Annotated in this window: 19 protein-coding genes; 9 read left to right on the top strand and 10 right to left on the bottom strand. The window is 33.9% G+C overall.

The window, feature by feature from the left end:
• Positions 1-5: 5 nt before the first annotated feature.
• Positions 6-482: a 30S ribosomal protein S7 gene (gene rpsG / locus A8975_RS07435; protein WP_131508143.1), complete on the bottom strand. Its 477-nt coding sequence runs from the start codon at positions 480-482 to the stop codon at positions 6-8.
• Positions 483-506: 24 nt separating this feature from the next.
• Entirely contained in the window at positions 507-881 is a 375-nt protein-coding gene (gene rpsL / locus A8975_RS07430; RefSeq protein WP_019386263.1) for a 30S ribosomal protein S12, read from the bottom strand.
• Positions 882-1,052: 171 nt separating this feature from the next.
• Here rpsL and A8975_RS07425 point away from each other — a divergent pair, with 171 nt between their 5' ends.
• The 5 genes from A8975_RS07425 (at position 1,053) to rlmB (ending at position 10,143) form a co-directional block, all read left to right on the top strand.
• Complete coding sequence (locus tag A8975_RS07425) at positions 1,053-2,741, top strand: POTRA domain-containing protein (protein ID WP_134199506.1); 1,689 nt, start codon at positions 1,053-1,055, stop codon at positions 2,739-2,741.
• 100 nt (positions 2,742-2,841) lie between these two features.
• Positions 2,842-6,099: a SusC/RagA family TonB-linked outer membrane protein gene (locus A8975_RS07420; RefSeq protein ID WP_134199504.1), complete on the top strand. Its 3,258-nt coding sequence runs from the start codon at positions 2,842-2,844 to the stop codon at positions 6,097-6,099.
• A gap of 12 nt (positions 6,100-6,111) precedes the next feature.
• Positions 6,112-7,533, top strand: coding sequence for a SusD/RagB family nutrient-binding outer membrane lipoprotein (locus A8975_RS07415; protein WP_134199502.1), 1,422 nt, complete (start codon positions 6,112-6,114; stop codon positions 7,531-7,533).
• A gap of 174 nt (positions 7,534-7,707) precedes the next feature.
• Positions 7,708-9,348: an aryl-sulfate sulfotransferase gene (locus A8975_RS07410; RefSeq protein WP_134199500.1), complete on the top strand. Its 1,641-nt coding sequence runs from the start codon at positions 7,708-7,710 to the stop codon at positions 9,346-9,348.
• A gap of 60 nt (positions 9,349-9,408) precedes the next feature.
• Positions 9,409-10,143, top strand: coding sequence for a 23S rRNA (guanosine(2251)-2'-O)-methyltransferase RlmB (gene rlmB / locus A8975_RS07405; protein WP_131508133.1), 735 nt, complete (start codon positions 9,409-9,411; stop codon positions 10,141-10,143).
• Here the strand turns inward: rlmB and A8975_RS07400 are convergent.
• Positions 10,140-10,898, bottom strand: coding sequence for a rhomboid family intramembrane serine protease (locus A8975_RS07400; RefSeq protein ID WP_134199498.1), 759 nt, complete (start codon positions 10,896-10,898; stop codon positions 10,140-10,142). The two genes, rlmB and A8975_RS07400, sit on opposite strands and share 4 nt — an antisense overlap.
• Before the next feature lie 88 nt (positions 10,899-10,986).
• Between A8975_RS07400 and A8975_RS07395 the strand changes: the two genes are divergently transcribed.
• Positions 10,987-12,267 carry a replication-associated recombination protein A gene (locus A8975_RS07395; RefSeq protein ID WP_134199496.1) on the top strand — a complete coding sequence of 427 codons (1,281 nt, stop codon included), beginning with the start codon at positions 10,987-10,989 and terminating at the stop codon, positions 12,265-12,267.
• On the opposite strand, the gene A8975_RS07390 is transcribed toward A8975_RS07395, so the two are convergent.
• The 4 genes from A8975_RS07390 to radC are packed head-to-tail and all read right to left on the bottom strand — an operon-like array spanning position 12,264 to position 15,849.
• On the bottom strand, positions 12,264-13,136 hold the full coding sequence (locus A8975_RS07390) for a hypothetical protein (RefSeq protein ID WP_134199494.1): 873 nt from the start codon (positions 13,134-13,136) through the stop codon (positions 12,264-12,266). The genes A8975_RS07395 and A8975_RS07390 overlap by 4 nt on opposite strands.
• Before the next feature lie 36 nt (positions 13,137-13,172).
• On the bottom strand, positions 13,173-13,859 hold the full coding sequence (locus tag A8975_RS07385) for a YjjG family noncanonical pyrimidine nucleotidase (RefSeq protein WP_129761453.1): 687 nt from the start codon (positions 13,857-13,859) through the stop codon (positions 13,173-13,175).
• Positions 13,849-15,150: a polysaccharide deacetylase family protein gene (locus A8975_RS07380; RefSeq protein ID WP_134199492.1), complete on the bottom strand. Its 1,302-nt coding sequence runs from the start codon at positions 15,148-15,150 to the stop codon at positions 13,849-13,851. Before A8975_RS07380 ends, A8975_RS07385 begins: the two co-directional genes overlap by 11 nt.
• The gene (gene radC, locus A8975_RS07375) at positions 15,151-15,849 is read right to left on the bottom strand and encodes a RadC family protein (RefSeq protein ID WP_134199490.1); all 699 of its coding nucleotides are present in this window, start codon (positions 15,847-15,849) and stop codon (positions 15,151-15,153) included.
• A gap of 68 nt (positions 15,850-15,917) precedes the next feature.
• On the opposite strand from radC, the gene A8975_RS07370 reads away from it, so the two are divergent.
• Positions 15,918-16,367, top strand: coding sequence for a DUF1569 domain-containing protein (locus A8975_RS07370; RefSeq protein WP_134199488.1), 450 nt, complete (start codon positions 15,918-15,920; stop codon positions 16,365-16,367).
• Positions 16,367-16,954, top strand: coding sequence for an FMN-binding negative transcriptional regulator (locus A8975_RS07365; protein WP_134199486.1), 588 nt, complete (start codon positions 16,367-16,369; stop codon positions 16,952-16,954). The genes A8975_RS07370 and A8975_RS07365 overlap by 1 nt, the downstream gene beginning before the upstream one ends.
• Before the next feature lie 8 nt (positions 16,955-16,962).
• Here A8975_RS07365 and A8975_RS07360 read toward each other — a convergent pair whose 3' ends face one another.
• The 3 genes from A8975_RS07360 to A8975_RS07350 all read right to left on the bottom strand — a co-directional run bounded on the left by A8975_RS07360 (position 16,963) and on the right by A8975_RS07350 (position 20,014).
• Positions 16,963-17,619: a hypothetical protein gene (locus tag A8975_RS07360; protein WP_134199484.1), complete on the bottom strand. Its 657-nt coding sequence runs from the start codon at positions 17,617-17,619 to the stop codon at positions 16,963-16,965.
• Between the two features lie 163 nt (positions 17,620-17,782).
• Positions 17,783-19,138 carry a UDP-N-acetylmuramate--L-alanine ligase gene (locus A8975_RS07355; RefSeq protein WP_134199482.1) on the bottom strand — a complete coding sequence of 452 codons (1,356 nt, stop codon included), beginning with the start codon at positions 19,136-19,138 and terminating at the stop codon, positions 17,783-17,785.
• A 135-nt stretch (positions 19,139-19,273) separates the two neighbouring features.
• Complete coding sequence (locus tag A8975_RS07350; RefSeq protein ID WP_134199480.1) at positions 19,274-20,014, bottom strand: tetratricopeptide repeat protein; 741 nt, start codon at positions 20,012-20,014, stop codon at positions 19,274-19,276.
• A gap of 181 nt (positions 20,015-20,195) precedes the next feature.
• Here A8975_RS07350 and A8975_RS07345 point away from each other — a divergent pair, with 181 nt between their 5' ends.
• On the top strand, positions 20,196-26,294 hold the full coding sequence (locus A8975_RS07345) for an alpha-2-macroglobulin family protein (RefSeq protein ID WP_134199478.1): 6,099 nt from the start codon (positions 20,196-20,198) through the stop codon (positions 26,292-26,294).
• The last annotated feature ends 22 nt before the right edge of the window (positions 26,295-26,316 follow it).

Below are 26,316 nucleotides of genomic sequence, written 5' to 3'. Positions count from 1 at the left end.
TTTAATTAAAATCTAAAGTGTGAGAATGCTTTGTTTGCTTCTGCCATTTTGTGAGTATCAACTCTTTTCTTAACAGCAGCTCCTTCTTCTTTAGCAGCAGCTAAAATTTCAGCAGCTAATTTTTGTGACATAGATTTTTCATTTCTCTTACGAGCATAACCTATAAGCCATTTCATTGCTGTTGAAACTTTACGATCTGGACGTATTTGCATTGGAATTTGGAATGTTGCTCCACCAACACGACGACTACGCACTTCTACGTGAGGCATAACGTTAGATAATGCATCTTTCCAAGTTTCTAAAGCTGTTTTTTCTTCATCTGTTTTTTTCGATTCTACAATATCAATTGCATCATAGAATACTTTAAAAGCTACTGACTTTTTACCGTCCCACATCATCATGTTAACGAAACGAGTTACTAACTGATCGTTAAAACGTGGATCTGGTAAAAGCGGTCTTTTTTTCGCTTGTCTTTTTCTCATGTCTTCTTCTTAAAGTTTTTTTAATTACTTCTTAGGGCGTTTTGCACCATACTTAGATCTACGTTGCGTTCTACCTGAAACACCTGCTGTGTCTAAAGCACCACGAACGATGTGATATCTAACACCTGGTAAATCTTTTACCCTTCCACCTCTAACCAATACTATCGAGTGCTCTTGTAAATTGTGACCTTCACCACCGATGTATGCGTTAACCTCGTTTCCGTTTGTTAAACGAACCCTTGCCACCTTACGCATTGCTGAGTTAGGTTTCTTAGGAGTTGTCGTGTAAACACGAGTACACACACCACGTCTTTGTGGACACGAATCTAAAGCAGCCGATTTACTCTTCTTGGTTATTTTGGCTCTTCCTTTTCGTACTAATTGTGAAATTGTTGGCATATATTACTATATAATTTTTATTAAACCCTTGTTTAAAGGGCTGCAAAGGTAGAAATAAATATTAATTTTTCAAACGTAAATCAATTAATTTTAAATTAGTTGCCTATTTATTTTTAGCTAAACATATTTTTAGTGATAAAAATCCGTTAGCTTTGGGTAATCTTTTTATTTATGCCTGAAAAAAAATTGCTGCTACAATTTGCGATTTGGTTGCTTTTTACAGCAAACCTTTTTTCGCAGTCGTTATATTTATCAGCGATTGGTGATAATGAAAATGAAACCGCTGTTATTGATTCATTATTATACAGGAAAACATTTAATGATTATCAAAGTTTATTACAGGAAGTAGACACATTAGAAGCTAAGTTAAACACTATTGGATATATTGAAAGTGAACTCAATAGTTTTAACAAGTCTAATGACTCAACCTACACTGCTCAGTTTTCTTTAAACAATAAATACGATTATATACATATATATTACAAAGATGTCATCGACAAAAAACTATTATCTTTAATTTCTAACTCTGTAACTGATGATTATTTTGAAGTTAACATCAGCAATCTAGAAACTTCATTAAAGATTCTAAATACTGAAATTTCTAATCAAGGTGATCCGTTTTCTTTTTTACAGTTAGATGAGATTTCTAAAAAAGACACTTCTACACTATCAGCAAACTTAGTACTATCAAGTAAAAGTCAAAGATTTATTGACAAGATCATTGTAAAAGGTTACGAAAAGTTTCCGAAGTCTTATTTACGACACTACCTTAATATTAAAAAAGGACAGACTTTTAATCTTTCAGACATAAAAAATAAATCTTCAGTAATTAACGATTTGAGGTTTGCGAATCAAATTAAAGATCCTGAGGTTTTATTCACAAAAGACTCTACCATATTATATGTATACATCGAAAAAGTAAAAAGCAACACTTTTGATGGCTTTTTGGGCTTTGGCACAAACACTGAAACCAATAAAATTGAATTTGACGGTTACTTAAATTTAAATCTTACAAACAACTTAAATTATGGAGAGTCTTTAAAACTACTTTACAAAAGTGATGAAAACGAGCAAAAAACTTTTGACATTAACACCACGTTTCCTTATATGTTTAGAACTCCTTTAGGCGTAGATTTAAATCTAAATATATTTAAACGAGATTCTTCATTTATTAATGTATCTCAAAAGGCGAAGCTTTTTTATCAGTTAAATCCAAACAATCAAGTATCATTAGGAATTAATTCTATAAAATCTGAAAACTTACTTAACCCAAACGTTACAACCATTACTGATTTTAAATCAGATTATTACACTGCCAACTACATCCACACAAGGCCACAAAACTACAACATATTATTTCCTACAAATTTTCTCTTCGACATTACATTAGGTTTGGGAAATAGAAATTCTGAAGGTGAAGATGAAAAGCAAACCAAAATAGAGTTAAACACCTTTAAAATTTTCAATTTAAACGATAAAAACAGTTTCTATTCACGATTAAATCTTGCCTATTTAGATTCTGACTCCTACTTAGAAAACGAATTATTTCGATTTGGTGGAATAAATTCAATTAGAGGATTTGAAGAAAACAGTCTTACAGCAAACCTATACACTGTTTTAAATACAGAATATCGCTACCAACTAAACAACACACTTTACGTAAACAGTGTTATTGACGCTGCATATTTTGAAGACAATTTCAATTCAATAAAAGAAAAACTTTTTGGTTTTGGGTTTGGCTTCGGACTACTTACAAACTCTGGTTTATTCAAACTAAACTATTCAGTTGGTAAAACCGAAAATCAAAAGTTTAAGTTTTCTAACTCAAAACTTCACATTAGCTTATCCGCAAACTTTTAGGGAAAACCATAATTTATTTTCAAAATTTTAATACAATATTATTGTTTTATTAACTTTTTATTAAGACTTTTGGCTTAGGCTAATTCAAATTAATTTAAATATGAAAACAAAGTTTAGTGGAATTCTAACGCTATTACTAGCGTTTGTCGTGCAATTAACTTTTGCACAAGAAAAAACAGTCTCAGGGACTGTGTCAGACGAATCTGGCTTACCTCTCCCTGGCGTTAATATCATTGTAAAAGGAACTACAAACGGGACTCAAACTGACTTTGATGGTAAATACTCCATCAATGCCAATGCGGGTGACGTGTTAACTTTTACATATGTAGGATTAAAAACCCAAGAAATTACAGTTGGATCATCTGACACAGTTAATGTAACTATGTTAGAAGACGCTGCAGTACTTGATGAAGTAGTAGTAACAGCATTAGGTATTGAAAGAGAAAAGAAATCTTTAGGTTATGCAACCCAAGAAGTTAAAGGGGATGCTGTATCTAAAATTAAAAGTTCAAACTTTGTTAATTCACTATCAGGTAAAGTTGCTGGTTTAGATATTAAATCTTCTGGTACTTTAGGTGGATCAACAAACGTTGTTATTAGAGGTAACAGTTCTATCGCTGGTAACAACCAAGCATTGTTTGTTGTTGATGGTATTCCTATTGACAACGGAAACACTAACTCAAGCGATCAAATAACAGGTCGTGGTGGTTACGATTATGGTAATGCCGCATCAGACATTAACCCTGACGACATTGAGTCTATCAACGTTTTAAAAGGTGCTGCTGCATCTGCCCTATACGGTTCTAGAGCTGCAAATGGTGTGATTATGATTACAACCAAAAAAGGCGCTAAAAAGAAAGGTTTAGGAATTACGATAAGCTCAAGTTTAACTTTAGGAAATGTTGATAAAGAAACATTACCTGTATACCAAAAAAGATATGGAGCTGGTTATGGACCATATTATGATGACCCTACTGGTTATTTTGGTTTAGCAGATATTGATGGAGATGGAATAGATGACCTTACTACAGTATTTACTGAAGATGCTTCTTATGGAGCTGAATTTGACCCTAACTTAATGATTTTTCAATGGAATTCAATTTTTCCACAGTTAGACACTTACCAACAAGCGTCTCCTTGGGTTGCAGGAGCTAATGACCCTAACTATGTATGGAAAACAGCATCAACAGCTGTTAATTCAGTATCAATTGATGGAGGTACAGACAAATCTGCTTTTAGATTAGGGTTTACCAACATGCTGCAAGAAGGTGGTTTACCTAACAGTAATATTAAAAGAAATACTATTAATTTTTCTGGTTCTCATGAGTTATCAGATAAATTAACTGCATCTGCAACAATGACCTATACCAAAACAAATGGTAAAGGTAGATATGGTACAGGTTATGACGCTAACAACGTAATGCAACAATTTAGACAATGGTGGCAAGTAAATGTTGATGTTAGAGAACAACAACAAGCTTACTTCGCAACTCGTGAGAATATCACTTGGAACACTAACTCTGCTACTGATTTAACTCCAATTTATTCTGACAACCCTTATTGGACGTTCTACGAAAACTATCAAACAGATGAGCGTAACAGATATTTCGGTAATGTTGCTTTAAACTACGAAATTAATGACTGGTTGAGTATTTTAGGACGATTTACATTTGACACCTACAGTGAGATTCAAGAAGAAAGAACAAACGTAGGAAGTGCTAATGTTTCTAAATATAGCAGATACAATAATAATGTAGCCGAATACAACTATGACTTCATCTTAAGTTTTAACAAAGACCTAAATGATAAATTAGACTTAGATGGTAACTTAGGTGCTAACTTAAGAAGAAATGAAAACAGCAGTATTTATGCTTCTACAAATGGAGGTTTAAACTTAGCTGGCCTTTATTCATTATCTAACAGTGTAAGCCCAATTAATGCTCCTGACGAATACGAAGCTGTACAAATGGTAGACGGTATTTATGCGCGTGCAGGTTTAGGTTATGACGATTTTGCATTTGTTGAAGGTACATATAGAATTGACCGTAACTCAAGCTTACCAAAAGCTGATAACACATACGATTATTGGTCAATAACAGGTAGTATGATTTTTACTCGCTACTTAAAAGCAGATTGGTTAAACTTTGGTAAGTTACGTGCTAACTATGGTATTGTTTCAAACGGAACTATTCCTTACAGAGTATTTAATACTTACGGAATTGGAACTCCATTTGGAGGTACTGGTATAGCATCTAACCAAGGCTCACTAAATAACGCAAACCTTAGACCAGAAGAGCAAAAAAACTGGGAAATAGGTTTAGAAATGCAGTTCTTAGACAGACGTTTAGGATTTGACGTAACCTATTACGATGCATTAAACGTTGATCAAATTACAGCTGTTCCAGTATCTAACTCAACTGGGTATACTTCTGTCTTACTTAATGCTGGTACTATATCAAACAAAGGATGGGAAGTACAATTAAATGGTACTCCTTTAAAGACTGAAGACTTTAGATGGGATGTAAACTTAAACTGGGCGAAAAACACTAGTTTAGTTGAAAGTTTAGCTGATGGTATTGATAACTTAGTACTTGGTTCTTTCCAAGGTGGTGTATCAATTAACGCTACTCCTGGACAACCTTACGGTACTATCAGAGGTACAGATTTAGTATACCATGAGAACGGTCAACCAATTGTTAACCAAACTGGTTCTGCTTCAAGAATTGGTACTTACATGGTATCTGACACAAACAACGAAGTTATTGGTGATATCAACCCTGAATGGACTGCTGGTTTATTCAACAGCTTCACTTACAAAAACTTCAATTTAAGCTTCTTAATAGACATGCAAAAAGGTGGAGACGTTTTCTCTCTTGATACATGGTATGGGTATGCAACAGGATTATATGATTTCTCAGCTGGAAACAACGAATTAGGAAACCCTATTAGAGATGCTGTTACTGGTACTCCTGGAAATTATGGTGCCGACAGTGGTGGTATAATACTACCTGGTGTTGCTCCAGATGGTTCTCCTAACGAAGTAAGAGCTAACGCAAATATTTATGCAAACCCTTGGGGTTATGCAAGAGCTGCTAATAAGCAACACGTTTATGATGCAGGATTTATTAAACTACGTGAAGCAAGTTTAACTTATAATTTAGATTCTAAAATTTTAGACAGACTTCCTTTTACAAGCGCTTCGGTTTCAATTATTGGTAGAAATTTATGGATAATTGATAAAGATGTTCCTTATGCTGACCCTGAAGCTGGTTTAAGTTCTGGTAATATCCAAGGATATCAATCTGGTTCTTACCCAACTATGAGAGAAATAGGAGCAAGTCTTAAATTACAATTTTAAAAAAGAAGAATTATGAAAAAAATATTTTTAACAGCTCTATCACTTGTAGTATTGGTGTCTTGTAAAACTGATGACCAATATGAAGATTACAATAGAGACCCAAAAAATCCAACTCAAGTAGCTGCTGAGTTTACTTATAACGCAGCTGTAAAAAGTTTGTTTGACCAAATGACTAGCACAAATGTTAACACTAACATATTTAGACTTTTAGGTCAACATTGGACAGAAACCACCTATACTGATGAGGCAAACTATGATTTTACAACGAGAAATATTCCTCAAAATCATTGGTCTGAAATGTATAGAGATGTATTACTAGATTTAAAAACTACTAAAGAAATCGTTGCTAGTGATACTGAATTGACAGATGCTGAAAAAACAGCAAGAACTGCTCAAGCTGAAATCTTAATGATATACACTTGGCAACAACTTGTGGACACATTTGGAGACATCCCTTATACTGATGCTTTAAGCGATGTGACATTACCAACATATGATGATGACACGATGATTTATGAAAATTTAATTGAAAGAATTAACGCTGCTATACCAGATATTTCAGCTTCTGGTTTTTCTGATGCTGATAAAATTTACGGTGGAGACTCTGCTGCTTGGAGTAAGTTCGCTAACTCTTTAAAGTTAAGGCTTGGTATTCGTTTAACCGATGTTAACCCAGGATTAGCTCAGTCAACAATTACTTCTGCGGTAAGCGCTGGTGTATTTACTTCAAATGCTGATAATGCACTATTACAGTATGAAGGTGCAACACCTAACACTAACCCTCTTTGGGTTGATTTAGTTCAATCAGGACGTTCTGACTTTATTGCTGCTAACACTTTAGTAGATATTATGAATGACTTAAGCGATCCTAGAAGAGAAGTTTACTTTGATCAAAACTTAGGAGCAGGTGTTTATGTTGGTGGCCCTTATGGAGAGAACAATAGTTTCCCTAATTACACTCATGTAGGAGCTGCAATGCACGAACCTACTACTCCAGGAGTTTTATTAGATTATGCTGAAGTTTCTTTTTACTTAGCTGAAGCTGCTGAGCGCTCAATTGTAGGAACTCCTGCAGACGCTGAGATGTACTACAACCAAGCTATTACTGCTTCTTTTGATTATTGGGGAGCGGACATCACTGGTTATTTAGCCAATCCTGATGTTGCTTATACAACTGCTGCTGGAGACTGGAGACAAAAAATTGGTACCCAAATGTGGTTAGCAATGTATAACAGAGGCTTTGAAGCTTGGACAGCATGGAGAAAATATGATGCTCCTGCATTAAATATTGCTGCAATTTCTGAGTTACCTGTACCTACTAGATATACTTATCCAGTAAACGAACAAAACCTTAACCAAGTTAATTACGAAGCAGCTTCTGCTGCTATAGGTGGTGATGATCAAACCACTAAAGTATTTTGGGATACAATGTAATTGTAAACCACTATATTAAACAACTAAAAAGCCCGAAAAGTTTAAACTTTTCGGGCTTTTTCATTACAACAACCACCTCCTTAATTTAACATATTTTAACGTTTTTAGTGCGCTTTTTTAAGATTTAATCATTTTTCAACCCTTATTTTTGTGAAAATTGTTAAAAAAAGAAAAATGCTATTGAAAAAACACTACTCAATTTTATTGATATGTCTTCTATTATCCATCATTACCAAAGCTCAAAATACAGTTGGCACTATATTAAATACTGAAGACTCATTTGGTGGATATACACTTTTTACAGCTCAAACTGAAACTTATTTAATAAACAACTGTGGAGAAGTTGTAAACCAATGGACTAGTCAGTACCCTCCTGGTAACTCTGTATATCTATTAGAAGACGGTTCTTTATTAAGAGCTTGTAATGTAGGTAATACACACATACAATTTGGTGGTACTGGTGGTAGAATTGAAAAATTTGATTGGGATGGAAATTTAACTTGGAGTTTTGATTATTCTAATACCACTATGTTACAGCATCATGATATTTTTCCTATGGATAATGGAAACATATTTGTTTTAGCCGCTACTGAAATGACTAGCGAAGAAGCTATTGAAGCTGGTAGAGACCCAAGTAAATTAGATAACGGAAGATTATTAAACGAGCAAGTTATTGAAATTGAACCATCCGGAACAAACTCAGCTACTATTGTATGGGAATGGAATATTAAAGACCACCTTGTTCAAGATTTTGATAGCACAAAAGACAATTACGGAGTAATTTCTGAAAACCCAAATAAACTTGACATTAACTATCTAGGTGGTTTAAGCGGAAACGAAAACTGGTTACACATAAACTCTATTCAGTATAATAAGAATTTAGACCAAATTGTATTATCGTCTAGACATATGAATGAAATTTACATCATAGATCACTCAACAACCACAGCTCAAGCAGCCTCTAGTACAGGAGGAGTTTATGGAAAAGGTGGTGATTTTCTTTACCGATGGGGAAACCCACAGGCTTACGACCATGGTACTGAAAGCGACAGAAAACTTTTTGGTCAGCATTACCCGCATTGGATTCCTGAGGGATTACCATACGCTGGAAAATTAATATTATTCAATAATGGATTTGGTAGAGTTCCTAGTTTTTCTGAAGTATTTATAATTACTCCACCAACTACTAGTCCAGGTGTTTATTCATATTCTCAAAATGTAGCATTTGGTCCTACTTCTACTGATTACACATATACTGACCCTAATAATGAAACGGAATTCTTTTCAAGAATTTTATCTGGAGCTCAAATGCTTCCTAACGGAAACATTTTAATTTGCGATGGAGATTCAGGATACTTTTTTGAAATAGATTCTAACGAGAACACTGTTTGGGAATACATAAACCCTTCAAGCTCTAATGGAATTTTATCACAAGGTGATAATCCTAATGAAAACCCCAATATAGTATTTAGAGCCACTAGATACTCTCCAAGTTATTCTGCCTTTACAGGAAGAGATTTAACACCTGGAAATCCTATAGAATTGAACCCTAATTTATCAGGATGTGAAGCTCTTAGCTTATCTGATGTTGAACAAAACTCTGTTAGCGTATATCCTAACCCAACAACAAACAGAATCAATATTAAAACCCAAGGTACTATTGACAGTATTGAAGTATATAACGTTATGGGTATGAGAGTAGCTCAAAACAAAAACACCAATGGTATTGATTTGAACAACTTAAAGTCTGGAGTATACTTTTTAAATATTACAGACAATGGTAAGCTAACTACAAAAAAAGTCATAAAGCAATAATTCATCAAATACCATTAACTCTTTTACTTTTAAAGGTTGGTTTTTTATACCTTTGACCCAATGGAAAAAGAGACCACAATTTTCGGCATAAGAGCTATTATAGAAGCTATTAAATCTGGTGAGAATATTGATAAAATATTTCTTCAAAAAGGTTTAAAAGGAGATTTATTTACAGAATTGGAACAACTTATAAGACAAGAACGATTGAACGCGTCTTATGTTCCTATTGAGAAATTAAACCGATTAAGCAAAAAGAACCATCAAGGAGCTGTAGCTCAAATAGCTCCAATTTCATTTTATGATATTGAAGACTTGGTACTAAATGTTATAGAGTCTGGTAAAACGCCATTATTCTTATTGTTAGACCAACTTAGCGATGTTAGAAATTTTGGTGCCATTATTAGAACTGCTGAATGTACTGGTGTTTCAGGAATTATTATCCAGAAAAAAGGCGGAGCTCCTGTAAATGGAGACACTGTAAAAACAAGTGCTGGAGCTATTTTTAAAATCCCAATTTGTAAAGTTGACCATATAAAAGATGCTGTTTTTCATATGCAAGCATCAGGAATTAAAGTTATTGCAGCCACAGAAAAAACTGATAATACGATTTATGATGTTTCGTTTAACGAACCTTGTGCTATCATCATGGGATCAGAAGGTAAGGGCATCAACCCTTCGGTGTTGAAAGTAGCTGATGAAAAAGCAAAACTTCCTATTCTTGGAGAAATTGAATCTTTAAACGTTTCAGTAGCTTGTGGTGCTTTTTTATATGAAGCTGTTAGGCAACGTCTTTAATCGTCACCTTCTTCTTTCTTCCTAAAGTCATACACAACCTTTATTGACCTTTGCTCTGAATCTACATTTGTTTCAGGTTCAATCTCAGGTTCTATATGTTCAATAAAATTACCATTTTCATCAAAATGCCTTAAAAAAGGATCATCCTCTTCGTTATACTCTGGTTGCTGCCAAACATACTTTTCAGGTTTAGCAATAGCTTTTCTAAAGATTAAAGCAAATACAAAACCAGTGATTAATCCTGCTAAGTGACCTTCCCAAGAAATGCCCTTTTCAACAGGAAATACATACCATATCATACTTCCGTATAAAAATATAATTAATAGTGATAATGCTACAAGCCTAAAATGTCTTGCAAAAACGCCTTTAAAAAATATAAAACTTACAAGCACATAAATTAAACCACTGGCTCCAATATGGTTTGCAGGTCTACCAATACACCAAGTGATTAATCCTGACAGTAAAATACCGTACAAAATCACTTTCCAAGAAATTTTTCGGTAGAAATAAAACAAAGCCATTGAAAGCACAAACAACGGAATAGAATTATTGTATAAGTGTTCAATATCTGAATGAATAAAAGGACTTAGTACAATTCCTTTTAGTCCTTTTAATGTTAATGGATATACACCTAAGCTTTTTATACCAGGAAAAAAGCGCACTTGCATCCAAAACACAAGCCATAGCAACATAACAAAAAAGACAGGATATGCTATCACTCCTGTAGAATACTTAAACTGTTGCTGATTGCTCATAGACTAAATTTAAAATTTTATATTCAAAATATTGACCATTTATAGGTTTTATGAAATATTGTCACCTACAATTTTGTAATTTTACTTTATGAATGAACCTTTAGCAGAACGTCTACGACCAAAACACTTAAAAGACTACCTTAGTCAAACGCATTTAGTTGGAAAAAACGGAGCGCTTTCACTGCAAATAAAGCAAGGTATAATCCCTTCCATGATATTTTGGGGACCTCCAGGAATAGGAAAAACTACACTTGCCAATATTATTGCTAATGAATCTGACAGACCGTTTTACACGCTAAGTGCTATAAATTCTGGTGTTAAAGACATTAGAGAGGTTATTGATAAAGCAAAACAAAGTGGTGGTTTATTTACTACCAAGAACCCTATTTTGTTTATTGATGAGATTCATAGGTTTAGTAAATCGCAGCAAGATTCATTATTGCAAGCGGTTGAAAAAGGTTGGGTTACGCTTGTAGGAGCAACTACTGAAAATCCAAGTTTTGAAGTAATACCTGCTCTCCTATCTCGTTGCCAAGTGTATGTGTTAAACTCGTTTAGTAAAGACGATTTAGAAGCACTTTTAAATCGTGCAATTACTGAAGATGAACAACTCTTAAAACGCAATATAGAGCTTAAAGAAACTGAAGCTTTAATACACCTTTCTGGTGGTGACGCTCGAAAACTGCTTAATATTTTTGAACTGATTGTAAATGCCTTTGATGCAGATAAAAAGCTAATTATCACTAATGATTTAGTGCAACAAAAAGTACAAAACAATACTGCCAGATATGACAAAACTGGTGAGCAACATTACGACATTATTTCGGCTTTTATAAAATCTATTAGAGGCAGCGACCCAAATGCAGCTGTGTACTGGTTGGCACGTATGATTGAAGGTGGCGAAGATGTAAAATTTATTGCGCGACGATTACTTATTCTTGCTAGTGAAGATATTGGAAACGCAAACCCAACTGCTTTGGTAATCGCCAACAATACATTTCAAGCGGTTTCAGTAATTGGAAATCCGGAATCTCGAATTATCTTAAGCCAGTGTGTTACTTATTTAGCCTCTTCTCCTAAGAGTAATGCTGCATATCAAGCTATCAACGATGCACAACAATTGGTAAAACAAACTGGAGATCTATCAGTGCCATTATCTATAAGAAACGCACCTACTAAACTTATGAAAGAGTTAGGTTATGGAGATAATTACCAATATGCTCACAACTACGAAAATAATTTTGCTGCTCATGAGTTTTTACCTGAAGAGATAAAAAATACTACTTTATATCAACCAGGTAATAATAGTAGAGAAAATGCGCAACGTGAATTTTTAAAATCGCGTTGGAAAGACAAATACGATTATTAAAACTTAATATTTAATGTTTTAATTGAAACTGTTTTTCCATCATTGCTTGAATAATACCAAAACCCATCTTCTTTATACACAATTGCGTTTTGATCTTTTACAATGAATACATCTTGCTTTTTGGTTTCTAAAAGCACCATAACAACACTAGGTTTCATATCAACAACCTGAAACCCATTAGCTATTGGTTGTGCATATAGTGCATCAACTTCAGTAAGTTCTGAAATTGTAGGTTCAGTGTGTTTAACAGCTTCAACTACTGGTTGCACTTTAACTTTTGGTTCTTTGGCCGCCTTTTCTTTGGCTTCTTTTAAATCATCAATTTCTTTTTGCAAACGTGCAATTTCAGCTTTTGACTGCTGTACTTCCTCAACAACAACAGCATCAGTAGATTGCGTTTTAGTTGAAATTGATGTAATTTTAGCATTAGGTTCATACTTATAATCAAGGTGTTGATACGTTTCAAAAGCATCTCTTAATGCTAAATTGTAAGCTTTATCAAACTCTTTTTCTCTAGTTTCACCAACTTTAGATTCATATACAATTCTTCCATTACAGTCTTTTAAGTCTATCTTAATCTTAGTCTTAAAAAGTCCTTTTTCATTTGACACATCAGCATACATTGCTAAACACCTATTAGACTGTAAATCATCAGGAAATTGGTCTTCATAAAAAAAAGCGGTGTAACCGTATTTATTAAACAAAAACTTGGTAAGCGAGTTCAATTGGTATTGATCTTTTTCTTTTAAGAAACTATATTCTGAAGGTATAATTACATACTTATAGCTATTAATAGATTCTTGCGAAAAAAGTTGTGATGGCAAACACACTATTGCCAATAACAGTAATATAGACTTATAAAATTTCATTCTTACGTAATGGTTTTCAATATTTATATACAATAGTTAAAGATAGTTTTTTAATTGTAATAATGTATCAACTTCTTTAATGTTTGCCTCTGGTTTTAGTTTGTGGATGTTATATAAAATGGCTTCTAACCCAACATCTAAAGCACCAAGAATATCGGCTTCATAGTTATCTCCTATCATAATACTTTCATTTGGTTTTGCCTTAGCTTGATCCAAAGCAAAATTGAAAATTAATGGGTTTGGTTTTTTTACACCTACCATTTCAGAGTTGGTAACGGTTTCAAAATAATGAAGAATATTAGATGCTTTCATCTTTTTTTCTTGAGCTTCTTGAAATCCGTTAGTGATAATATGTAATTTATACCTTGGTTTTAAATAGTTTAAAATATCTAAAGTATCATGAAACAAGTGGTTGAAAGAAGTTAAGTATTCAATATAATCCACTGATAGTTTATTGATAACTTCATCTTCAATAGTATGTTCAATACTATCAAAACTGTCCTTTAGTCTTTTATACCTTAGGTTTTCCTTATCTATTCGTTCTTCACGGTAAAGCTTCCAATAGCTTAAATTAATAGGCTCATACACTTTTAAAAAACGGTCAATTTCAACCTCAACATTGTGTATTTTAAAAATTTTTTCAAAAGTCAACGCTGAGTTTTTATCAAAGTCCCAAAGTGTATGGTCTAGGTCAAAAAATACATGTCGTATACTATTCATCATCTACTGAATCTAAAATTACACCAAATAAATCTCTAAATCCTTTCCAACGTACATCATCGCCAAAGGTATAATTATGAAATACAGGTGTAAAGGTTCCATTTACTTGCTTCACCTGTTGTATTAAACGTTCTAGTTCTTGCTTTTTATCTAAAAAAGACTGCCTTTTTAGCAACGCATAATCTATACAATGAAATGCATTGATTTGCAAAGGTGTTTGCACTTCGTAGTCTAAATCGTAAAACTGAAAAGGTGTACAAGTTCCTGCTCTAAAACCTAGTTCGTTAATATAACCCATTGTGAAATCCTGTTTTACCTCAAGCTCAATAAGGTTTCTGTAAGATTCTGGTAAGTTCAATTTAGAAAACGAATGTCTTGAAGCCTCTAAACCATAATTGACAATAGACTCCATTTTTTTCTTTTCCTTTTTCAACACTTCAATATCTTCCAAAGCAAAATAAGAGGCTTTGAGTCCTACTTTGCAATAATCAGAAACCGATTTTATCAACGATACAAACTGCTTTCTATTAACATTAATATTCTTGTCATAGGTTGAATAATCGCCTATCAAGAAAAAGACAACAAACTTAAACTTAGTTTGTTTTTGCTTAGTGATAATCCATTTAAACGTATCATAAGGATCTCTTTGAAATCCAAAAAGCACTAAATAGCGTTGGTAAAACTGCCTGAATTTAAACCTAAACAAATCGCCTAAAGTTCCGCCAATGGTTCGTAGCAATCCTTTTTGCCTAAAGTAGTATGCCATTGGAACATCAACAACTGGCTGAATGGAATACAACTTCTTTGGAAATTCAAAATCTGGAAATTGAGCTTGCAACACACTTTTAAATTTATATGCCCAAATATCAATTACAGGTTGGTGTAAAAATCCGTTTTTAAAGGCTAAACTTTCTTTTGCTAAAAAGCGTCCGTACTCATCTTTTACATGCGGCAAATATTCTTCATAGCGACTTAACAGGTAAAAAGTTGCTGCAAAAATATCATAAGGCAAACTACTTTTTTCTGAAGTACTAAAAAATGCTTTAGTAGTGTCCCAATCGTGCACGTGTATTTCTACATCGTTGAGTCCTTGTTCAAACAACAGCTCATGACTTCTTATAAAAATCTCATTGCTCAACGGTTGTTTAGCATACGAAATCTTTAAGCTTTCATGAGCTATAAACTCTTCAATAGTTGTGGTAAAACTTACTGGAACACCTAAAATTCTTGTGCATATATGCTTAAAAGCATAGCTTAACCTTGGTGTTATTTTATGGGTGAAAACTAATAGCACTTATAAGATATTTTCATCTGCAAAGCTAAAGTATGCTTTTTCGGTAATAATTAAGTGGTCTAACACTTTTATATCCAAACTCTCTCCTGCATATTTCAGTTTTTGGGTAAGTTGCTTGTCAGCTTCACTAGGTTTTAATGTTCCTGAGGGATGATTGTGTGCTAAAATAAGTCCTGTAGCACCAAGCTCTAATGCATTTTTCATCACTAAACGTACATCTACTAGAGTTCCTGTAATGCCTCCTTTACTTAATTGTTGCTTTTGAATTACTTTATTAGAATTGTTTAAATATACAATCCAAAATTCCTCATGTGGCAACTCGCCAATAACAGGTTGAATCAATTCAAATACCGAAATACTTGAGGTAATCTTCTTTCTTTCTAGCGCTTCTTCTCCTCTACGTCGTCGTCCCAATTCCATAGCAGCTGCAATAGTAATGGCTTTAGCTTCACCAATACCTTTAAAATCCATCAATTGTTTGAGTGATAGTTTTCCAAGTTCGTTTAAGTTATTGCCAACGCTTGCTAAAATACGTTTAGACAACTCTACAGCACTTTCTTCTTTATTTCCTGAACCTATCAATATAGCTACTAATTCGGCATCGCTTAACGTTGCTTTACCTTTATCGCGAAGCTTTTCTCTAGGTTGGTCGTCTTGACTCCAATGCTTTATAGAAAATGAAGTGGGTTTCTCCTGCATAGCATAAAGATAAATATTGTAACTTTCAGAAGCAATTTTTTATCCATTCAACCTTTTAAAAACTTATTATGAAATCATTGTTTTCAGAAGACGCAGTTACAGAAATAAAATCTCGTTTAGAACAACTATCACCAACTCACAAACCACAATGGGGAAAAATGAATGTCTCTCAAATGTTAACACACTGCCAGTTTCCGTTACAGGTTGCTGTAGGCGAGTTAAAACTTGAAAGACCAAATGCCTTTAAACGTGCGTTGTTTTCAATGTTTAAATCCTCATTATACAATGATAAACCTTGGAAACAAGGATTACCAACAGCTAAAGAATTTGTAGTTACGACTGATACTGAATTTGATCCTGAAAAATCAAAGTTACTCACTGAAATTGATAAGTTTCACGCTAAAAAAACGCAAACCCAGTGGCCTGAACATCCTATGTTTGGTAAGTTTAATTCAGAACAATGGGGACAAATGCAGTATAAGCATCTTGACCATCATTTAAAACAATTTGGTGTGTAATGTCCTATCCTCCAAAAATACATCAGGATGACAATAAAGCACACATGATTGCTGTGATACAACAGTATCCTTTGGCGACGCTTATTTCGGTGAAAAACAATGAACCTTTAGTAACGCATTTACCTTTAATTTACAAAAACGAAACCCTTATTGGCCATTTAGATATGTTTAATCCGCAAGCCGAACTACTTAAGAATAACCAAGCTGTAACGGTTATTTTTTCTGGACCTGAATGTTACATATCGCCAAGTATTTACAGTACCGAACAACTCCCAACATGGAATTATGTAAAAGTACATCTTAAAGGAACGGTTGCCGAAATTGATAATCCTGAAGCCATAAAGCAAAGCATGATTGCTATGACCGAGTTTCTTGAACCTGATAACGCGTATGTACTAGAACCTGACAACCCTAAAATGGATGCATACCTGCCTTATGTAAAGGGTTTTAAAATTACAATTACTGCTTGGGAAGGCAAGTTTAAACTATCCCAAAACCGAAATAAAAAAGATTTTGAATTAGCTAAAGACGAACTGATTAAACAAAACCAGAATAACATTAAAGCGTTTTTGGATAATATATTTTGATTTCTCAGTTACTGAAAAGAATAACTTTGTAATTTCCTGTAGTAACCAGCAGTTTCTGCTGAAAGAAAAACATGATCATCTTTAACCAACCCAATTCCATCAGAATAATAAACGCGATTTTTAGCAGGATAAATAAAGCCATCATCCCTTACAAAAGATACTATTAACTCAAGGCAATCAAAAGTACCTGCTTCGGTATCATACATAACGATTTCAGCTTGAGTTTCTGCAATACTATTTACTATTCCCGAATTCTCTTCATAAGAAGGATATATTATAAAAGAGTCATTAATATTGTTAGAAAATTTAATTCCTCCTTCACTATTAACTAAATACCCTAAGGAATCTCTATAATATTCAAAATGCTCTCCGTTTTCTGGCACAAAACCATAATTTCCATTAAAATTCCCAGTTATTGTTCGACTGAATTTATAATATAAATTGTCATTGATTTCCTCCATTCCTACAATTGAAATTGTTTCATGTAAATCCATTGGGTTTTCATTCCCCTCATTATCGATGCCATACCATCTATACTCCCATAAATTACCTACAGTTAAGGCGTAAAAATTGTTTTCGCTTTCAGACTGAGGTTGTGAACTATCACCTGAATTGCAAGAGAAGACCAATGTTAAAAAAGCTAGAAAGAAAATACTACGTTTCATTTTTGAAAAAATTAGTCGATTAATAACGTAGTTCTATTTTATAAAAAAGTATTGTTGGTTGATATACTCCTAGAACGAAAAGGGTTTTGGTTTATTATATTATTTGATTTAAAACCCAAAGAAACAAAATAGATTCCGCGCATCGTAGTGCGGAATGACAAACTTACCCAATCAATCCTTTAATGGCATCAAAATCCAATCCTCCATAATTCCCAGAACTCATTAACAACAAGACGTTGTCTTTAAAATCTTGAGAGAATAAGTAGTCTTTAAAATCGTCAGGATTGGTATAAATAATCAAGTCATCACGCTCAAACGCTTTCGCAATTTGCTCGTGTGTTACTGCATCTAGCTTTTTAATTTCCACTGCATGCGGACTATAAAACACCACTGCAACATCAGCAGCATCTAGAGCACCTTTGTATTCTTTTAAAAATTCAGCGTTTAAACTAGAATAGGTATGCAGTTCTAAACACGCAACTAACGTTCTGTTTTTGTACTGTTCTTTAACCGCTTTTGTTGTGGCTTCTACCTTACTTGGTGAGTGCGCAAAATCTTTGTAAGCAACACTGGTTTCGCTTTCAGCTATTTTCTCCAAACGTTTGCTCGCTCCTTTAAAGGTTGCAATAGCTTCGTAAAAATCGTCTTCGTCAATTCCCATGTGTTGGCAAATCCATTTGGCACCAGCGAGATTATTAAGGTTGTGCTTTCCAAATACTTCAATAGGTAAAGGACCTTCTGGAGTTTCTAATAGGGTTTCTCCATCTTCAACCGTATATTCTGGTGTGTAATATGGTAGCTTACGTATAGTATTTTCACTAGCTTCTACTACTCTAGCAACTTCAGTATCTTCAGCATTATACGTCACACTTCCACCGCGTACAATACTATCAACAAAAATGCTGAATTGCTCTACATAGTTTTCATAGGTTGGAAATACATTAATATGATCCCAAGCAATACCACTTAACAAGGCAATGTTAGGTTTGTACAAGTGAAACTTTGGTCGTCTGTCTATTGGTGAACTTAAATATTCATCACCTTCTAACACGATAAAATCGTTGTCATCTGTGAGTTTTACCATAACATCAAACCCTTCAAGTTGTGCACCAACCATATAATCGACATCACGATCGTGGTAATGCATCACGTGCAAAATCATAGACGTAATAGTGGTTTTACCATGGCTTCCACCAATAACAACACGCGTTTTTTCTTTTGACTGTTCGTACAAAAACTCTGGATAACTATAAATTTTCAAGCCTAATTCTTGTGCTTTAAGCAACTCCGGATTATCAGCTTTAGCATGCATACCTAAAACGACTGCATCTAAATCTGCTGTAATTTTTTCAGGAAACCAACCAAAAGCTTCTGGTAACAAACCTTTATTTTCTAATCGAGATTTTGAAGGATCAAAAATAGTATCGTCGCTTCCTGTTACTTGATAACCTTTGTTATGTAATGCAATGGCCAAATTGTGCATTGCTGCACCACCTATAGCTATAAAATGTACGTTCATAGTAAAAAATAATTCGAAATGTTACTTCGAGAAATTCCTGTTAACACAGGATTAAATTAAAAAGTAAATATACTAATTGATGCTGGAAGACCGAAGTTTGAAGTCACAAGTTTTTCTATATTTTTCAAGCTTGGGTTAAGGTCGCTTGCTTTCAAGTTTAGCTTTACGAGTTAACAAACTTTCATCTTTAAGACTCGCATAGGCTTCGTTAATAGTTTTTATTGCCAACTCATAATTTTCTCGCTTTTCATACAAATCAATTAAATGCGTGTAGCACTTTATAGAACCTCCTACTCTCACTGCATTTTTATAATTGCTTTCAGCTGGTCCATATTCTTTTTCGTCTTCATGCACATGACCCATTGCCAAATATCCATCAACTGGAGAAATGGCAAAGAGTTCCTTGGCATACTTCATTGCTTTTTTTGAACTTCCACCTATAATGCCAGGAACCTCTAGATAATAATACACCAAAGCCCAACGAGTGTCAATGTGGTTAGCGTCTAAATTTGCTGCTGTTAAAAATGCGTCTTCAACATCTCCAATTAAGCCTAACGCTCTAAACTTACTAACCGATTTAGCTTTCATACCAAGAGCACCTCCATACTTGTAATGATAATTAGCTACATTGGGTTTAGCTTCAACCAATTTTTCATAGTTCTCTATAGCATTGTCCCAATCTTTTTGGTGGCCATAAACATCACCCAAAACTTCAATAGCTTCGAGATTGTCTGGGTTTTCTTTATGATATTTAAGCGCTAAGGTTTTTGCTTGTTCAAGTTGATTATTGTCTAAAAGCGTATGAATCTGCTCTACAGTTTTTGACTGTCCAATCAGTACCAATGGAAATAAAAGAAAAGCAAAAAATAATTTCATACGTCTTTAATTACTATTACAAATCTAAACTTTCAAATTCAAATGTTATTGTTTTTATAACCTAATTCAGTTTCTTAGTCTCTTAAAAAATGGCTACTTTAACTCAACCAATACTATACTTTACTAATTCATCGTTTTTTGGAATACATTTTGAAGTTAGTTTTGAAGAAAACGCATATTTATGAAACAACTTATAGCACTTTTAATGATAATTCTTTTTGCAAACCACACACATGCTCAGTCCAATAATTATGACGACCTCTGGAAAAAGGTCAGTCAGTTTGAAACCGATGGTTTACCAAAATCGGCTTTAGAAGTTGTGGAGCAAATAAGAACACTTGCCAAAAAAGACAACAACGCACCACAAAATATTAAAACACTTATCTACAAAAGTAAATATGCTTTAACGCTAGAAGAAGATGCGCAGCTCAACATTATTAATGAGTTTAAAGCTGAAATTAGCACTAGCGAAACACCTGTTAAAAATGTATTGGAAAATATGCTTGCCACAATGTATTGGCAATATTTTCAGCAAAACAGATACCTTTTCTACAACCGTACGCATACTGAAACTAAAGTGGATAGTACCGATTTTAGGACTTGGGATTTACAAACCTTGTTTGACGACATTCATTTGCATTATCAAAATTCTTTAAAAAACGGACTCATACTTCAGCAAACACCTTTGGTAAACTATGATGATATTTTGCTTAAAGCAACTGAATCTAAACGTTACAGACCAACACTTTTTGACCTTTTAAATCACAATGCACTAGCGTTTTATAAAACCGACGAAAACAGCATTACCAAACCTGCTTATCAATTTGAAATTGACAATGCAAACTATTTAAGTGATGCCAAAACATTTGCTAACCTAAACATCACATCAAAAGATTCTACATCGTTACAATTGCATGCGCTCAAAATTTATCAAGACCTGATACAATTTCACGTAAAAGATAAAGAACCTTATGCATTAGTTGACGTAGATATTGACCGTTTACTGTTTGTATCTCAAAACAGCATTTTAGAAAACACTGAAAATCTTCTTCTAGATACCTTAAAAGCTTCACAAGAGCTTTGGAACACACATGAAACCTCAGCTTTATATAGTTACCACATTGCTTGGACACTTTATCAACAAGGCAATAAGTATGTACCTAAGACAAATGCGGATGTGAGATGGAAAACTAAAGAAGCCTTAGAACTTTGTAACGCAGTAATACAAAAATTTCCTGAAAGTAGAGGTGCTGAAAAATGTGAAGTTCTTAAAGGTATGATTTTGCAAAGTAACCTTCAAATTACTACTGAACGCTTTTTACAAATTCAGCAGTATGGCAAAGCTTTGGTAAAGTATAAAAACATTGACCAATTGCATTTTAAAGCTTATAAAGTAACTAGTTCAGAAGCTACAGCTTATAACAAATTATATGATGCTGAAGAACGCCTAAACTACATCAATAAACTAAAAGTTACTGAGCAATGGCAAGTAGAATTGAAAAATGAAAATGATTACCAATTGCACACTACCGAAGTCATTTTACCAAAATTAAACAATGGTCAGTATATCATAATGGCAAGTGTTGATAATGAAGACAAGACATTTGCAACCCAAATCCTTCAGGTCACTGATATGGCAGTTGTTGAAAAATCAGACAAAACCCATCATATTTACCAAATTATTGAAAGGGAAAATGGACAACCAATTGCTGGTTTGGACGTTAAAATTTCTTATAAAAAAGACTATAATCGCAGTTACATTACCGAAGAATTAACCACAAACCAAAACGGTGAATTCAAACTAAAAAAGCATAAAAATGATTTCTTCTATGACCTTAGTATTTATGCTGAACGCAAAGGCGAAATCGCTTTTTTTAACGGATTTTATTTAAGAAATTATGGTTGGAGTGATGATATCATAACCACTTACCGAGCATTTTTATTTACTGATAGAAGTATATACAGACCAGGACAAACCGTTTATTTTAAGAGCATAGCCATGAAAGCCAAAGATGGAAAATCTGAGGTTTTAACAAATGAAAAATTAAGCGTTGTACTGTATGATACCAACTATGAAGTTGTAAAAGAACTGGAACTCAAAACCAATGAGTTTGGTTCTGTTTCAGGAGAATTTATAATACCTAGTAACGGACTTACTGGTCATTATTCACTTGATTTAGAAGCTAGCAGCAACGATATTCATGCTTCAAGTTCAATTTCGGTTGAAGAATACAAACGTCCTAAGTTTGAAACCAAGTTTAATCCTGTTACCGAAACTTACAAAGTAAACGACTCGGTAACTGTAAAAGGAACTGCTTTAGCTTATGCAGGAAGCAACATTACTGATGCTAAAGTGGTTTATCGTGTACATCGAAAAGTACAATATCCTGATTGGTACTATTGGTATCGTCCTTGGTTTAATAGCGAACCTCAAGAAATAACACATGGTGAAAGTATAACCAACAGCAAAGGTGAATTTGAAATCACCTTTGAAGCACTTCCTGATGAAAGTGTTGATAAAAGTAGTTTACCTGTTTTCAATTATGAAATTACTGCTGATGTTACCGACTTAAATGGTGAAACTCGCAGTGCCACAACTATTGTTAATGTAGGCTACCATGCATTAATGGCTTCCATTTTGGTTGATGACACATTAGACAAGAACAAAAAAGACCACACTATTAGTATTGATACCAAAAACCTTAATGGTGAATTTGTTGCTGCTAAAGGAACACTTAAAGTATATAAATTAAATGCTCCTGACAGAGTTTTAAGACAGCGTACATGGGATGCACCTGATTATCAAGTAATTTCTAAAGAAGAATTTATAAGCAAGTTTCCACATGAAGCTTATAGTAACGAACATAATCCAGATAATTGGGAAAAAGGAACACTTGTGTTGACCAAATCATTTGATACCGAAACCTTAAAAGAGGTTAAACTGGGTACAATTAAAAGATGGGAATCTGGTCAATACATTATTGTTTTAGAAAGTGAAGACAAGTTTGGTCAATTGGTAAAAGACCAAGCTAAAACTACATTGTTTAGTGATAAAGACAAAACCCTGGCAGACAATCAGCTATTCAGTATTACAACAGACAAGTCAACTTATAATGCCAATCAAAATGTATTGGTCACTTTAGGTTCAGCTGCTGAAGATATAATTGTAACGCTTGAAGTTGAGAAAGACCAAGACATCATCAAGACATTTATTATTCCGTTAAGCAACACTAAAAAAACCGTTACTATTCCTGTAACTAGTGATGACATTGGTGGTTTTGCTATTCATTATAGTTTTGCGGCTTACAACAGTTTTGCGAGTTCAACATTGCCTATTGCTGTACCATATCCTAAAACCGATTTAGAGATAGAAACCCTAACCTTTAGAGATAAGCTACAACCTGGAGCTGATGAAACTTGGAGTTTTAAAATTAAAGGTTCTAAAGGTGAAAAAGTAAGTTCTGAGTTGTTGGCAAGCATGTACGATGCCTCTTTAGACCAATTTAAAGCTCACAACTGGACGTTTAACCCAATACAACAACCAATCTATTACTCCAACCATAACCGAAATGCGTCTCGTAGTTTTGGCTCACAAGGTTTTAGAGTGTTTAACCCTTCACTAATTCATAAACGTTTTGAGCAGCAACAGTACGACCAACTTAATTGGTTTGGGTTGTCTTTTGGAAGTAATTATCACATGTTACGAGGACGAGTTGCTGGTTTAGAGTTACGAGAAGAATCCATGAGAACTTTTTCTGCTGAAGAGATGGAATTAGATGAAGTTGTTACAATTGCTTATGGTTATGAAAAAAAATCAAACGTAACATCTTCAATTCAAACTATTACAGCTGAAGATATAGAACAAACACCAGATTCTTTAGGTCAAGTATTAGTAGGTAAAGCAGGTGATTTAGAAAAAACAGAAAGCCTTAATACTGATAATATTCAAATTAGAAAAAACCTTCAAGAAACCGCTTTTTTCTTTCCGCAGTTACAAACTGACGAAAACGGAAATGTGAGTTTTAATTTCACAACACCAGAAGCCTTAACCAAATGGAAATTGCAACTTTTAGCACATACCAAAACGCTTCATAGTGCTGTAAGTAGTTTTGAAACCGTAACTCAAAAAGAGTTAATGGTGTTACCAAATGCACCTCGCTTTTTACGTCAAGGTGATGTTATTACCATTAGCACCAAAATTGCTAATCTTACTGAACAAGCGCTTTCAGGACAAGCTAAATTAGAGTTAACAGATGCTATTTCTGGGAAAGATATCACACAAACACTTGTCAGGTCGAGCGCAGTCGAGACCTTTTCAGTAGATGCAAAAGGTAACACCCAAGTGTCATGGACGCTAAACATTCCAGATAATGTGAGTGCTATTCAATATAAAATTATAGCAAAATCTGGTGATTTTAGTGATGGTGAACAAAGTGCATTACCTGTGCTAACCAACAGAATGTTAGTCACCGAAACATTACCGATGTGGATAAAAAGTAACGAAACCAGAACGTTTACTTTAGACAAGCTTAAAAACAACGCATCTACATCCTTAAAACATCATAAGCTTACTTTAGAGATGACCTCTAATCCTGCGTGGTATGCTGTTCAAGCATTGCCTTACCTTATGGAATATCCGTATGATTGTAATGAGCAAACCTTTAGTCGTTACTACGCAAATGCGTTGGCAAGTCATATTGCAAACAGCAATCCTAGAATACAAGAGGTTTTCAATCAGTGGAAAAACACAGATGCATTAATCAGCAATCTTGAAAAAAATGAAGAATTAAAATCTATTCTTATTCAAGAAACGCCTTGGTTACGTGATGCGCTAAGTGAAACCGAACAAAAGAAACGTATCGCTTTGTTGTTTGACATGAATAAAATGAACAACGAATTGCAATCTGCCTTACGTAAACTACAACAAAACCAAATGAGCAATGGTGCTTGGTCTTGGTTTAAAGGCGGTCGCGAAAACCGTTACATTACGCAGCATATTATTACTGGTTTTGGGCATTTAAAACACTTAAATGTAAATTCTAGTTTTGAAGAGCAATCTATGATAGAACATGCTATAGAATATCTAGATACTGAATTTGTAAAAGAGTATAAAGACCTTAAAAAATACAACAGCAAAGTAGATTTAAGTAAAGACCATTTAAGCTTTACACAATTGCACTATTTGTATATGCGTAGCTTTTTCCCTGAAATTAAAACATCAAAAGAAGTTGATGACATTACCAAATATTACCACACACAAATACAAAAATATTGGTTGTCACGTTCGTTGTATGCTAAAGGATTAATGGCTTTAATTACACATAGAATGGAAGATGATAAAACAGCTTCTAAAATCTTAAAGTCATTGAAAGAAAACAGTATTACTTCAGAAGAATTAGGTATGTACTGGAAAGAAAACACAAGCTCTTGGTATTGGTATCAAGCTCCTATTGAAACACAAGCGTTGCTGATTGAAGCGTTTTCAGAGATTGAAAATGACACCAAAACTGTAGACAACCTAAAAATATGGTTACTTAAAAACAAGCAAACCAATCAGTGGAAAACCACAAAAGCAACTACCGAAGCAGTTTACGCATTGCTATTACAAGGCAGCGATTGGTTAAGCGTTACCGAAATGGTTGATGTTGTTTTAGGTAATAAATCTATTGAGCCTTCAAAATTAGAAACCGTAAAAGTTGAAGCAGGAACTGGTTATTATAAAACATCTTGGAACACTACCGAAATTAAACCTGAAATGGCAGAAGTAAAACTCACCAAAAAAGGAAACGGCATTGCTTGGGGAAGTTTATACTGGCAATATTTTGAAGATTTAGATAAGATTACTTCTGCTGAAACACCTTTAAAACTTCAGAAGAAATTATTTAAAAAGAACAATACTGATACTGGTGAAGAGCTTACAGAAATTACTTCTGAAACTCATTTAGAAGTTGGCGATTTGGTTCGTGTACGTATAGAATTACGTAGTGATCGCGCTATGGAATTTGTTCACATGAAAGATATGCGAGCAGCAGGATTAGAACCTGTTAATGTAATGTCGCAATACAAATGGCAAGATGGATTAGGTTACTATGAAGCAACCAAAGATGCAAGTACAAATTTCTTCTTTGATTACTTGCCAAAAGGAATTTATGTGTTTGAATACGACTTACGTGTAAACAATTCTGGAGATATGAGTAATGGTATTACAACCATTCAAAGTATGTATGCACCAGAGTTTAGTAGCCATAGTGAAGGCGTGAGAATTTCAGTTAATAATTAAATAAAAAAGGCTTCAAAAATTT

Source organism: Meridianimaribacter flavus (genome assembly GCF_004366715.1).
GTDB lineage: Bacteria > Bacteroidota > Bacteroidia > Flavobacteriales > Flavobacteriaceae > Gaetbulibacter_B > Gaetbulibacter_B jejuensis.
This window is presented reverse-complemented; position numbering and strand designations above follow the sequence as displayed.